The sequence below is a fragment of the Azospirillum sp. Sh1 genome (assembly GCF_008365135.1).
GTDB lineage: Bacteria > Pseudomonadota > Alphaproteobacteria > Azospirillales > Azospirillaceae > Azospirillum > Azospirillum oryzae.
In genome coordinates this window covers 1-12,112 of sequence record NZ_VTTK01000037.1, presented here as the reverse complement: position 1 = coordinate 12,112, position 12,112 = coordinate 1, and the positions used below count along the sequence as shown (strand labels likewise).

Below are 12,112 nucleotides of genomic sequence, written 5' to 3'. Positions count from 1 at the left end.
ATGTCCGGCACGGAGGTGGTGGAGCGGGCGCGGGAAATCCTCGGGCCTGCGCATGTGTTGGCGGAGCCGGCCGACATGGCGCCCTTCCTGGCGGACTGGCGCGGGCGCTACCGTGGCGCCGCGCTGGCGGTGGTCCGGCCGGCCGATGCGGCGCAGGTGGCGGCCATCGTCCGGCTGTGCGCGGAGACGGGCACACCGCTGGTGCCGCAGGGCGGCAACACCGGCGTGGTCGGCGGCGCCATCCCCGACGGCACCGGCCGCAGCCTCGTGCTCTGCCTGGCGCGCCTGACCCGCATCCGCGAGGTCGATCCCATCGGCGACAGCCTGACGGTGGAGGCCGGCTGCACCCTGGCCACCGTCCAGGCCGCCGCCGAGGAGGCCGGCCGGCTGTTCCCGATGAGCCTGGGCAGCGAGGGCAGTTGCCAGATCGGCGGCACCATCGCCACCAATGCCGGCGGCACCGCCGTCCTGCGCTATGGCCCGATGCGCGACCTCGTGCTGGGGCTGGAGGTGGTGCTGCCCGACGGCACCCTGTGGAACGGGCTGCGCGCCCTGCGCAAGGACAACACCGGCTACGCCCTGAAGCATCTGTTCATCGGGGCGGAGGGAACGCTGGGCATCGTCACCGCGGCGACGCTGAAGCTGTTTCCCCGGCCGCAGAGTGTCGCCACCGGCTTCCTCGCCCTGCCCTCTCTGGAAGCGGCCCTGCAGGTTTTCGCCCAACTGCGCGGTGCGCTGGGTGACCGGGTGACCACGGCGGAAGTCCTGTCGGAGGCGCAGCTTGCCTCGGTGCTGACCCATGTGCCCGGCAACGTCAGGCCGCTCAGCACCGTCATGCCTTGGTACCTGCTGGTCGAAGTCACCGACCCGATGCAGGGACTGGATCTTGCCGGACGGCTTGAGGATTTGCTGGGAACCGGCCTGGAGGACGGACGCATCGCCGACGCGGCGGTCGCCCGCAGCCAGGCCCAAGCGAATGCGATGTGGAAGCTGCGCCACAGCGTGTCGGAGGCCAACCGCAAGAGCGGCATCGTCATCGGCCACGATACCGCGGTGCCGGTGGCCCGCATCCCCGATTTCGTTTCCCGCGCCACCGCGGCCATCGAGGCGGTACGGCCCGACGCCCGCGTGGTGGCGGTCGGGCATATCGGCGACGGCAACATCCATCTGGTCGCCATTCTGCCGGAAAGCCTCCGGACATCGGCCGAACCGCTGGACCGCATCGCCCACGCGGTCAGCGCCGCCGTCCACCGCGAAGCCATCGAACTCGGCGGCACCATCAGCGCCGAACATGGCATCGGCCAAAGCATGCGCGACGCGCTCGCGGCGTTCAAGGGCCCGGCGGAGATGGCGCTGATGCAGGGGATCAAGCGCCTCTTCGATCCGCAGGGACTGATGAATCCGGGCAAGGTGGTGGCGGCCCGACACTGACGACTGCGCCGCTCGCTCAGGCCAACGCCGTTATCACATGCGCCTGGATCTTGCCGTCGATCGGGCCGTCACCGAAGTACCGTGCGACAGCCTGGGCAGCGAGATTCGTCACTTCGTCGAGACGGCTTGCATCCCGCGCTTCGATCTCAAGGCGCATGGGCGTTCCCTGGCAAAGGCCGGTCGCCGGATCGGCGGGCGTCGCCGCGCGGCTGCGCAGGGTCACAGTCTCGATCCCGATGTCGGAGAAGCCGGCTCCTTGAAGTTCGTCGCGGATCCGCCCGGTGTCATGGTAGCCGTGCGGCGTCCGCGCCATGAAGCCGGGCGGATCATCGGGAAAGGCCGTAGCGACGGCGGCGCTGACGACCGCGGCGATCTCGTTGTCTTCGATCCGGTCCCACACGCTGAACAGGAATCGGCCGCCCGGTTTCAGCACCCGGCGCGCTTCGGCGAAACCCGCGGATTTGTCCGGAAAGAACATCACGCCGAACTGGCAGACGAGCGCATCGAAGCTGTCGCTCTCGAAGGGCAGGCTCAGGGCGTTCGCCTGCCGCCACGTCACCTGCGGTGCGTCCAGTTTCTGCGCTGCATGGTCGAGCATCGGCTGATTGAGGTCCGTCGCGACGAGTTCGACGCTTGCCGGCAGTGTCTGGACCATGGCCCGTGTCACGATCCCGGTTCCGGCCGCTGTTTCCAGAATCCGCCCTTCCATCCCCGCAAGCCGCCGCGCCATGTCGCGCGCGTAGGGTTCGAAGAGAAGAGGGCCGAGATAGCGGTCATAGAGCGCTGGAATCGCCCCCGCGAATGCCTTGTCCACGTCAGCCATGTCGCCCCCCATTTCAAAATGCGGGATCGCTCAACATATTCCCCGCCGACGATGCGGGCGACGGCCATTTGGGGGCGGAAGCATTCTCCTTGGATCCGGCAATCGACGAAATCGCAACGAAAAGGCCCCCGGAGCCATGCGACGCGGCATGGCTCCGGGGGGCTTGCGGTCTTCGTGGAAAATGGATGGCTCAGCGGTCCGACCGGGTGAGGAGCCGCAGGACCAGCGCGGCGGCCGAGGCGGCGGTGGCGACGGCGACCACGCCGTTCCAGCCCCAGGCGGCCAGCGCCTGGCTGCCCAGCGTGGCGCCGGCGGCCATGCCGATGAACATGCCGACCATCAGCACCGCGTTCAGGCGGCTGCGGGCGGCCGGGTCGATGCCGTAGACGATGGTCTGGTGGGCGATCAGCGAGGCCTGGACGCCCAGGTCGAAGCCGATGGCGCTCGCCACCAGCAGCCACAGGCGGGCCCCCTCGGGCAGCAGCGGCGACAGGGCCATGGCGGCGAAGGAAACCACGGCCAGACCGGCGCCCAGCCGGGTCATCAGGGCCGGGCCACGGCGGTCGGCGATGCGGCCGGCGACCGGCGCCACCAGCGCACCGGCCGCGCCGGCCAGACCGAAGGCACCCGCGGCGGCGGCGCCCAGATGGAACGGCGCGCCATGCAGCATCACCGCCAGCGTCGACCAGAAGGCGCTGAAGCCCAGCGACAGCAGGCCCTGCGCGATGGCCGCCCGGCGCAGGCCGGGATGATTGCCCCACAGCGTGACCAGCGAGCCGAGCAGTTGGCCATATCCCAGATCGGTTGTCGGCGTGAAGCGCGGCAGTCCGCGCCACAGGGCGGCCCCCAGCAGGGCGATGCTGCCGGCGGCGGCGACGAACACGGCGCGCCAGCCGAACTGCTCGGCGATGATTCCGCTGACCACCCGCGACAGCAGGATGCCCAGCAGCAGCCCGGTCATCACCGTGCCGACCACCCGGCCGCGATGTTCGGCCGGGGCCAGCGTCGCGGCGGCGGGAACGATGTCCTGCGCCAGCGTCGCCGACAGGCCCATCACCAGGCTTGCCGCCAAGAGTCCGCCGATGGAGGGCGCGAAGCCCGCCGCCAGCAGGGCCGCGACCAGGACCGCCACCTTCGCCAGGATGATCCGGCGGCGATCGAACCGGTCGCCCAGCGGCGCCAGCAACAGGATGCCGGCGGCGTATCCCAGCTGCGTCAGCGTCGGCACCCAGCCGACCGTCCGGTCCGCCGCCCCGATGTCGGCGCCGAGAATGCCCAGCATGGGTTGGCTGTAATAGAGCGACGCCGCCGCCAGACCGGCGCCCGCCGCCAGCAGGAAGACCAGCGGCCGGCCGATCCCGGTGTCGCGCGCCGACGCCGAAATCATCGGGCCGGTTATTGAGCTTGCATGCGCGGATTGAATGGTTGACATCGGTCTATCCCCTCAAGGACGTGCGAGTGCGTGATTGAGGGAAAGTATGGCGGCCGGTCTGATCGAACGGTAGTCGAAGCAAGTGTAGATTTGCTATACGTTGTACGTATGAGCGCTGATCTCTCCGCGGTCGGCAGCGACCGCATCGCCCTGCTTGAGACCTTCGTCCGCATCGTCGAGTCCGGCAGCCTGTCGGCCGCAGCGGCACAGATGGGCAGCACCCAGCCGACGGTCAGCCGACGGCTGCAACAGCTGGAGCGGCTGCTGGGCATCCGGCTGCTGCAACGCTCCACCCACCGGATGAACCTGACCGAGGACGGCACCCGCTGCTACGAGCGGGCCAAGGATCTGCTGGCGGGCTGGCAGATGCTGGAAAGCGACGTGCGCGGGGCCGACGACCAGCCGTCCGGCCATCTGCGGATCGTGGCGCCGCACGCCTTCGGGCAGCAGCAGCTGATCGGGCCGGTGGCGGATTACCTGCGTCGTTATCCGCGGATGACGGTGGAGTGGTTTCTGCACGACCGCATGCCGGACTTCATCGGCGAGGGCATCGACTGCGCCATCCGCGTCGGCGAGGTGGCCGACCCCTCGGTCGTCGCCTTGCGGCTGGCGGAGGTGCCGCGGATCGTCGTCGCCTCCCCCGACCTGCTCGGCGACCGGCCGCTGCCGCGGCATCCGGACGAACTGGCGGAGCTGCCCTGGCTGGCGCTGCGCACCTTCTACCGGGACGAGGTGGAACTGACCCATGCCGGAACCGGCGAGACGGCCCGCTTCCCCATCCGGCCGCGCCTGTCCACCGATGGGCTGCAGGCGATCCGCAACGCGGCGATTCTCGGGCTGGGCGCCGCCATCGGTTCGCAATGGGCGCTGGTGGACGATCTGGCGGCGCGGCGGCTGGTGCAGCTGGCGCCGGACTGGCGCGCGGCGACCCTGCCCGTCAGTCTGGTCTATCCGCCGTCCCGCCACCAGCCGGCCCGCCTGCGCCGCTTCATCGAGGTGATGCGCGTTGCCGTTCCAATCGCCTTCCGCACGGTACAGGCGCCATAGCGCAAGACCGGGCCGGATTTGCTATGGTCGCCGCGACCTGTTCAGGAAGGCCGATGTTCATGCACGAGTATGTCCGCAAGATCCTCACCGCGCGCGTCTACGACGTCGCCATCGAAAGCCCGCTCGATCCGATGCCGCGGCTGTCGCAGCGCCTGAACAACACGGTGCTGCTGAAGCGCGAGGATTTGCAGCCCGTCTTTTCCTTCAAGCTGCGCGGCGCCTACAACAAGATGGTCGGCCTCTCCCCGGAGGTGCGAGAGCGCGGGGTGGTGTGCGCGTCGGCCGGCAACCATGCCCAGGGCGTGGCGCTGTCGGCGCAGAAGCTGGGGATCAAGGCGGTGATCGTCATGCCGCGCACGACGCCCGCCATCAAGATCCAGGCGGTCAAGAGCCGCGGCGGCAAGGTCGTTCTGCATGGCGACGTCTTCGACGACGCCTATCTGCATGCGCGGCAGATCGAGGCGGAGAAGGGGCTGACCTTCATCCACCCCTACGACGATCCGGACGTGATCGCCGGCCAGGGCACCGTCGGCATGGAGATCCTGCGCCAGCATCCGCACCCGCTGGACGCCATCTTCGTGCAGATCGGCGGCGGCGGGCTGGCCGCCGGCGTGGCGGCCTACGTCAAGTTCCTGCGCCCCGACGTGAAGGTGATCGGCGTGGAGCCCGACGACGCGGCCAGCATGGGCGCGGCCATCGCGGCGGGAAAGCGCGTGCAGCTCGATCAGGTCGGGCTGTTCGCCGACGGCGTCGCCGTCCGTCAGGTCGGATCCGAGACCTTCCGGCTGTGCAGCGAGCTGCTGGACGAGGTCATCACCGTCAACACCGACGAGATCTGCGCCGCCGTCAAGGACATCTTCGAAGACACCCGCGCCATCACCGAACCATCGGGCGCGGTCGGTCTGGCGGGCCTCAAGAAATACGCGGAGCGCGAAAGGCTGCAGGGCAAGGGGCTGGTGGCGATCGGGAGCGGCGCCAACATGAACTTCGACCGGCTGCGCCACATCGCCGAACGGGCGGAGATCGGCGAACGGCGCGAGGCGCTGCTGGCCGTCACCATCCCCGAACGCCCCGGCGCCTACCGGCAATTCATCCAGGCGCTCGGCAAGCGGTCGATCACCGAGTTCAACTATCGCTATGCCGACGACCGCGAGGCACAGATCTTCGTCGGCGTGCAACTGACCGAGGGCGACGCGGAAAAGCGCCAGATCATCGACCTGCTGCACGGTCTCGATTGCCCGGTCCTGGACATGAGCGACAACGAGATGGCGAAGCTCCATGTCCGCTACATGGTCGGCGGCCGGGTTCGCGGGCTGAAGGACGAACTGCTCTACCGCTTCCAGTTCCCCGAACGGCCGGGGGCTCTGCTGAAGTTCCTGAACGGCTTGGCCCAGGACTGGAACATCTCGCTCTTCCACTACCGCAACCATGGCGCCGACTATGGCCGGGTGCTGGCCGGCATCCAGGTGCCGGAAAAGGACCGCACGCGGTTCCGGCGCTGCCTGGACGATCTCGGATACCCGTACTGGGACGAGAGCGGCAACCCGGCCTATCGGCTGTTCCTGGCCGAACCGCAGCCAAGCTGATCGAAGCGGCGGCCGGACTTGACCCGGACCATCGTTGCAGTAAGCCTGAGCCTAATCCGTCATGAGGAAAGATTACGCTATGTCGAACACCGCCCCGAAAACGGCCGCCCCGAAAACCGCAATCGTCACCGGCGCCACCTCCGGATTCGGCGATGCCATCGCCCGGCGGCTGGTCGCGGAGGGTTGGCGGATCGTCGCCACCGGCCGGCGCCGGGACCGGCTTGAGGCGCTGGTCGAGGCGCTGGGCGGGCCGGCGGTGGTCCACCCGCTGTGCTTCGACATCCGTGACGAGGAGGCGACCCGCGCCGCTCTCGAATCGCTGCCGCAGGAGTTCGCTGACATCTCCGTCCTGGTCAACAATGCCGGTCTGGCGCTCGGCACCGCGGCGGCGCAGGACTGCGAGCTGGAGCAGTGGCGGACGATGATCGACACCAACGTCACCGGGCTGGTGACGATCACCCGGCTGCTGCTGGCCCGGCTGATCGCGCAGCGCGGGCTGATCGTCAATCTCGCCTCCGTCGCCTCCAGCTGGCCCTATCCCGGCGGCAACGTCTATGGCGGCACCAAGGCCTTCGTCCGGCAGTTCTCGCTCGGCCTGCGCAGCGACCTGTCGGCCCAGGGCGTGCGCGTGACCTCCATCGAGCCCGGTCTGGCGGAAAGCGAATTCACCCTGGTGCGCACCGGCGGCAACAAGGACGCCTACGACGCGCTCTATGCCGGCGCCAACCCGCTGCAGCCGGAGGACATCGCCGAGACGGTGCGCTGGGTGGTCTCGCTGCCCCCGCACGTCAACATCAACAGCGTCGAGATCATGCCGGTGAGCCAGTCCTGGGCGCCGTTCAAGATCCACCGCGACACCCCGGCCTGAGGCCGGGCGAGCCGGTCAGGGCCCACGCGGTTCGTCCAGCCAGTCCTCGCAGCGCAGGCCCGCCACCCGGTCGAACTCGCCAAGATTGCCCGTGACCACGACCAGCCCGCGGCTGCGCGCATGGCCGGCGATCATCAGGTCATACGGGCCGATCGCGCAGCCTCGGCGCTCCAGATCGGCCCGGATGTCGCCGTAATGTCCGGCCGCCTCGTCGTCGAAGGGCAGCACCTCCAGTCGGGCCGTCAGCCGTTCGACCTCCCGGCGTTTCTCGGCCGGGCGGTCGGATTTGGCCGCACCGTGCAGAAGTTCCGCCAGCGTCACCGCCGAGATGCACAGGCCGTCCGCCTCCGCATTGAACCTGACGCGGGCACTCTGGGGACGGTCGCGCAGGACGCGGATACAGACATTGGTGTCCAGCATATAGCGCAGCATCACCACGCCTCGCGCTCCTGCATCTCCGGCTGGTCGCGGTCGGGGAAAGCGACGCCGGGAGACTGGAAGAAGTCGTCCCACACGCTGTCGGCCGGCACGATCAGCCGCCGCGCGCCATCGCGCAGGATGACCACCTCGCGGACATGCGCGGGAAACGACACGTCTTTCGGCAGACGAACGGCCTGGGTGCGGTTGGACTGGAACAGGGACGTCCGGACCGTCATGGCTCATCTCCTTTGTATATCCCTATTGTATATCCCGACTGTTTGCGCGTCAAGAAACCGATGTCCAGGCACGCGGTCACCACAGCGGCGGCAGAATGATTGCGCCACCACAGATATATTAGTATCCATTGGCTCCGGCCATGGTTCGCGCCGGCATTCTCCAACCGGAACGCGCCTGCCTCACCATGCCACTTGCCTTCCATATGATGCCGCTTGTCGGCACGATCCTGCTGCTTGCCTCCCGCCGTGTCAGCCTGCTGTCCGCGGGGATCGTCGGCATGGCGCTGGCGCTCGTCACCATGGTCGTCACCATGGCGACGGCCCAGCCGTCGGCCGGTCCGGTGCTAGGGATGGCGGCGGCCAAGGCGGGGGAAGGCGCGTGGCTGGCATGGCATGCGATGTCGATCATCGCCGCCGGACTGCTGTTCCATCGCTCCTTCGAGGCGCGCGGCGCCCGGCCCGCCGCGGTCGCGCAGGAGAACCGCCGGCGCGCCGTCTTCGTCGCCTGCTTCCTGGTCGGCCCCTTCGCGGAGTCGGTGACCGGGTTCGGCGTCGGGCTGGTCGTCGCCCTCGCCATGTTGCGCACCATCGGGCTGCCGCCGGTACAGTCCGCGGCGCTCGGCCTGTTCAGTCAGGTCCTGGCCGCCTGGGGTGCGATGGGCGTCGGCACGCGGGTCGGGGCCGAGCTGATCGGCGTGTCCTTCACCGAACTCGGAACGGCCAGCGCCCTGCTGATGGCGGTGGTTCTGCCCTGTCTTCTGCCGGTGTTCTGGGGGCTGATCCACTCCTCGGGCCTGCGCTCCAGCTTTGCCGACCGGATGTCGGACCTCGCGCTTCTCCTTTGTCTGGCCGGGCTGATCTGGCTCACCAACCTGTTCGTCGCGCCGGAACTGGGCGGCGGGCTGGCGACCGGCCTGCTGTTGCTGGCGGTGGAGGGGCCGCGCCTGCTGCGTAGCGGCATCCGCGTCCGGGACCTTATCGGTCGGCTCTGGCCTTACGGGATGCTGATCGCGGCGCTGATGGCGACCCGTCTGCTGCCGCCGCTGTCGGACTGGACCGGGCGGTGGCTGGTGCTCGACCCGTTCGGCGGATTGGCGCCGCTGGCGCTGCTGCGCCATCCGGCGACATGGCTGGTGCTGATCGCCGGCATCCTGCTGTCCGGGTTGTCCTCGGCCGAGGCGGGGAAATTGGTCCGCGCCTCCCTGCGCGCCGCCCTGGTGCCGATGGCGGCCACGCTGGTCTTCGTCGAGTTCGCCACCTTCATGGCCGCGTCCGGCGGGGCGGCGATGTTCGGCGAGGCCTGGCGCGAGGCGGCGGGGCGATTCGCCGTGCTGGCCAGCCCGATCTTCGGCGCCGCCGCCGGCATGCTGACCGGCTCCAACACCGCCTCCAACGCCCTGATGATGCACATCCAGTTGAGCCTCGCCGCCGAAAGCGGCCTGCCGCAGATGCTGATCGCGGCGATCCAGACCGTGTCGGGAAGCATCTGCACCATGCTCACCCCCGGCCGCATCGTGCTCGCCGCCGGCCTCGTCGGGCTGGAGCGGTCGGAGGGGGCGATCTACCGCCGCGCTCTGCCGATCGGGCTGGCCACAATCCTCGCCCTGCTGGCCGTCATCGCCGTGATGGCCGGCGTCAAGGCGCACGGCCTGGTTTAGCCACCCCCGCTCAGGCGAACCGCTTCGCTCCGGCGACGCACAGCACGACCAGCCCGGCGGCGGCGATCATGGTCCAGGCGACCGGTTCGCGCAGCAGCAGCCCGGCCAGGATCAGGCCGACGGCGGGCTGGAGCAACTGCAGCTGCCCGACCCCGGCGATGCCGCCCAGCGCCAGCCCGCGATACCAGAAGACGAAGCCCACCAGCATGCTGAACACCGAGACATAGCCGAGCCCGATCCAGGCCGGCGCCGCGATGCCGGTCCAGTCGTCCGGCATGGTCGCCAGCGCCGCAACAGCCATCGCCGGCAACGCCAGCACCAGAGCCCACGAGATCACCTGCCAGCCGCCCAGCCGGCGCGACAGGGTCGCCCCCTCGGCGTAGCCCAGTCCACAGAGCAGGATCGCCAGAACCATCAGCAGGTCGCCGGCCAGCGAAGCGCCGCCGCCCTGCCACAGGGCGAAACCGGCGACGGTCAGGCTTCCCGCCATCGCGAACAGCCAGAAGGCCGGCCGCGGCCGCTCCCTCCCCCGCAACACGCCGAACAGGGCGGTGGCCAGCGGCAGCAGGCCGATGAAGACGATGGACTGCGCCGAGGTGATGTGCTGGAGCGCCAGCGCGGTCAGCAGGGGAAAACCGGCGACGACGCCGAGCGCGACGATGGCGAGGGAGGGAAGGTCGCGGCGCGCCGGCCGTGCCTGCCGCAGCAGCGCCAGCAGCGCCGCCGCCAGGGCCGCCGCGATCACCGCCCGCGCCGCCGTCAGGAACAGCGGCGTGAAGCTGCCGACCGCCACCCGCGTCGCCGGCAGCGAGCCGCTGAAAATGAGCACGCCGAGCAGCCCGCTGCCCCATCCCGCCGTCGACTTCCGCATCCCGCTTTCCTTCCGCGCCCCGGAATCTTCAATGCGATCCTAGCGCGATGGCCTCTGGCGGAGACAGTGACGGTCCCATACAATTCCACCAAACTGTACTGGTTCATAGATCAGTACACTTCTCTCTGCGGTGGAGCGGATCATGGGCAGGACCGGCACACGCACCGGCGAGGTGATGGAGGCGATCCGCCGCAGGTTGGCGAGCCGCACATTGTCACCGGGGGAAAAGCTGCCCTCGATCCGCAGCTTCGCCGCCACCATGGGCGTATCGCCCTCGACCGTGGTGGAGGCCTATGACCGGCTGGCGGCCGACGGCGTGATCCGGTCACGGCCGGGGTCCGGCTTCTATGTGGCCGGCGCCACGCCGCCGCTGGCCTTGGCCGAGGCGGAGCCGAGGCTCGACCGCGCCATCGATCCCTTCTGGGTGTCGCGGCAGTCGCTGGATGCCGGGGCCGACATGCTGAAGCCGGGCTGCGGCTGGCTGCCGGCCGACTGGATGCCGAACGCGGCGATCCGCCGGGCGATCCGCCAGCTCGCGCGCGCCGACGACGGCCTGCTGGCGGATTATGGCGGCACGCGCGGATCGCTGCCCCTGCGCCGGCTGCTGGCGCGCCAGTTCGCCGACGAAGGGATGGCGGCGGGCGCCGACCAGATCTTGCTGACCGCCTCGGGAACCCAGGCCATCGACCTGATCTGCCGCTTCCTGCTGCGGCCGGGCGACACGGTGCTGGTCGACGACCCGTGCTATTTCAATTTCCAGGCCCTGCTGCGCGCCCATCAGGCGCGGATCGTCGGCGTGCCCTACGGCCGGACCGGCCCGGACATTGACCTGTTCGCCCAGGCGCTGGCGACGCACCGGCCGCGCCTCTACATCACCAACTCGGCGCTCCACAACCCGACCGGCGCGACGATGACGCCGCAGACCGCGCACCGGCTGCTCTGCGCCGCAGCGGCCCATGATCCCTCCGCCGATAAACTCACCATCATCGAGGACGACATCTTCGCCGGTTTCGAGCCGGAACCGTCACCACGTCTCGCCACCCTCGACGGGTTGGCCCGCGTCATCCGGATCGGCAGCTTCTCCAAGACGCTGTCCGCCTCGATCCGCTGCGGCTACATCGCGGCGCGGCCGGACTGGGTGGAGGCGCTGGTCGATCTGCAGGTTGCGACGAATTTCGGCGGCCCCAGCCCGGCCGCGGCCGAACTCGTCCTCGCGACCTTGAACGACGGCAGCTATCGCAAGCATCTCGACGGTCTCCGCCGCCGTTTGGCGCGGCTCCGGCGCGAGACGGCCGCCCGGCTGGAAGCCCTCGGCCTGCGGCCATGGCTGATGCCGCGCGGCGGCTTCTATCTCTGGTGCGGCCTGCCGGACGGGCAGGACGCCGCCGACGTCGCCCGCTCGGCACTCCGCGAGAACGTCGTGCTCGCCCCCGGCAACGTGTTCAGCGTATCGCAATCGGCGTCCGGCTTTCTGCGCTTCAACGTCGCCCAGATGGGCAACCCGCGCATCTTCGACGTCCTGAAGCACGCGATGGCGAATACTCCCTCTCCCCCCCGGGGAGAGGGTCGGGGTGAGGGGGACGCACGGGGAGGATTCTCGGGAATGGGCCGCAATGCACACCCCCCCCCCCCCCCCCCTCCCCCCCGGGGGGGGGGGGGGGTCCCCCCCCCCCCCGGGGGGGCCCCCCCCCCCCCCCCCCCCCCCCCCCCCCGCCCGGGTGTCCCCCCCCCCCGGGGTGG

At 69.9% G+C, this 12,112-nt stretch carries 10 protein-coding genes and 1 pseudogene; 6 read left to right on the top strand and 5 right to left on the bottom strand.

Annotated elements, in window-relative coordinates; all coding sequences use genetic code 11:
• The gene (locus FZ029_RS26670; protein WP_149272695.1) at window positions 1-1,431 is read left to right on the top strand and encodes an FAD-binding oxidoreductase; all 1,431 of its coding nucleotides are present in this window, start codon (window positions 1-3) and stop codon (window positions 1,429-1,431) included.
• A 16-nt stretch (window positions 1,432-1,447) separates the two neighbouring features.
• On the opposite strand, the gene FZ029_RS26665 is transcribed toward FZ029_RS26670, so the two are convergent.
• Window positions 1,448-2,254, bottom strand: a complete 807-nt coding sequence (locus tag FZ029_RS26665) for a methyltransferase domain-containing protein (RefSeq protein WP_149272694.1) — start codon at window positions 2,252-2,254, stop codon at window positions 1,448-1,450.
• Window positions 2,255-2,444: 190 nt separating this feature from the next.
• Window positions 2,445-3,686 carry an MFS transporter gene (locus FZ029_RS26660; RefSeq protein WP_149272693.1) on the bottom strand — a complete coding sequence of 414 codons (1,242 nt, stop codon included), beginning with the start codon at window positions 3,684-3,686 and terminating at the stop codon, window positions 2,445-2,447.
• 108 nt (window positions 3,687-3,794) lie between these two features.
• Here FZ029_RS26660 and FZ029_RS26655 point away from each other — a divergent pair, with 108 nt between their 5' ends.
• From FZ029_RS26655 to FZ029_RS26645, 3 genes are all read left to right on the top strand, one after another.
• Window positions 3,795-4,733 (top strand): LysR family transcriptional regulator, encoded by a 939-nt coding sequence (locus FZ029_RS26655; RefSeq protein WP_149272692.1) that lies wholly within the window; start codon window positions 3,795-3,797, stop codon window positions 4,731-4,733.
• A 23-nt stretch (window positions 4,734-4,756) separates the two neighbouring features.
• The gene (ilvA, locus tag FZ029_RS26650) at window positions 4,757-6,319 is read left to right on the top strand and encodes a threonine ammonia-lyase, biosynthetic (RefSeq protein WP_149272691.1); all 1,563 of its coding nucleotides are present in this window, start codon (window positions 4,757-4,759) and stop codon (window positions 6,317-6,319) included.
• 79 nt (window positions 6,320-6,398) lie between these two features.
• Window positions 6,399-7,187, top strand: a complete 789-nt coding sequence (locus tag FZ029_RS26645) for an SDR family NAD(P)-dependent oxidoreductase (protein WP_149272690.1) — start codon at window positions 6,399-6,401, stop codon at window positions 7,185-7,187.
• Window positions 7,188-7,202: 15 nt separating this feature from the next.
• Here FZ029_RS26645 and FZ029_RS26640 read toward each other — a convergent pair whose 3' ends face one another.
• Window positions 7,203-7,619: a type II toxin-antitoxin system VapC family toxin gene (locus FZ029_RS26640; protein WP_149272741.1), complete on the bottom strand. Its 417-nt coding sequence runs from the start codon at window positions 7,617-7,619 to the stop codon at window positions 7,203-7,205.
• Complete coding sequence (gene vapB, locus FZ029_RS26635; RefSeq protein ID WP_149272689.1) at window positions 7,619-7,843, bottom strand: type II toxin-antitoxin system VapB family antitoxin; 225 nt, start codon at window positions 7,841-7,843, stop codon at window positions 7,619-7,621. The genes FZ029_RS26640 and vapB overlap by 1 nt, the downstream gene beginning before the upstream one ends.
• A gap of 185 nt (window positions 7,844-8,028) precedes the next feature.
• Between vapB and FZ029_RS26630 the strand changes: the two genes are divergently transcribed.
• The gene (locus FZ029_RS26630) at window positions 8,029-9,501 is read left to right on the top strand and encodes an L-lactate permease (protein ID WP_149272688.1); all 1,473 of its coding nucleotides are present in this window, start codon (window positions 8,029-8,031) and stop codon (window positions 9,499-9,501) included.
• 10 nt (window positions 9,502-9,511) lie between these two features.
• Here the strand turns inward: FZ029_RS26630 and FZ029_RS26625 are convergent, their stop codons facing one another.
• On the bottom strand, window positions 9,512-10,372 hold the full coding sequence (locus FZ029_RS26625; RefSeq protein WP_149272687.1) for a DMT family transporter: 861 nt from the start codon (window positions 10,370-10,372) through the stop codon (window positions 9,512-9,514).
• Window positions 10,373-10,514: 142 nt separating this feature from the next.
• Here FZ029_RS26625 and FZ029_RS26620 point away from each other — a divergent pair.
• Window positions 10,515-11,909: pseudogene (locus tag FZ029_RS26620) on the top strand (PLP-dependent aminotransferase family protein); the annotation flags it as partial.
• Window positions 11,910-12,112: the final 203 nt, after the last annotated feature.

Bases quoted from the DNA above. Each gene is read 5' to 3' on its own strand.
- FZ029_RS26670 (WP_149272695.1), top strand. From the start codon at position 1: ATGTCCGGCACGGAGGTGGTGGAGCGGGCGCGGGAAATCCTCGGGCCT.
- FZ029_RS26665 (WP_149272694.1), bottom strand. From the start codon at position 2,254: ATGGCTGACGTGGACAAGGCATTCGCGGGGGCGATTCCAGCGCTCTAT.
- FZ029_RS26660 (WP_149272693.1), bottom strand. From the start codon at position 3,686: ATGTCAACCATTCAATCCGCGCATGCAAGCTCAATAACCGGCCCGATG.
- FZ029_RS26655 (WP_149272692.1), top strand. From the start codon at position 3,795: ATGAGCGCTGATCTCTCCGCGGTCGGCAGCGACCGCATCGCCCTGCTT.
- ilvA (WP_149272691.1), top strand. From the start codon at position 4,757: ATGGTCGCCGCGACCTGTTCAGGAAGGCCGATGTTCATGCACGAGTAT.
- FZ029_RS26645 (WP_149272690.1), top strand. From the start codon at position 6,399: ATGTCGAACACCGCCCCGAAAACGGCCGCCCCGAAAACCGCAATCGTC.
- FZ029_RS26640 (WP_149272741.1), bottom strand. From the start codon at position 7,619: ATGCTGCGCTATATGCTGGACACCAATGTCTGTATCCGCGTCCTGCGC.
- vapB (WP_149272689.1), bottom strand. From the start codon at position 7,843: ATGACGGTCCGGACGTCCCTGTTCCAGTCCAACCGCACCCAGGCCGTT.
- FZ029_RS26630 (WP_149272688.1), top strand. From the start codon at position 8,029: ATGCCACTTGCCTTCCATATGATGCCGCTTGTCGGCACGATCCTGCTG.
- FZ029_RS26625 (WP_149272687.1), bottom strand. From the start codon at position 10,372: ATGCGGAAGTCGACGGCGGGATGGGGCAGCGGGCTGCTCGGCGTGCTC.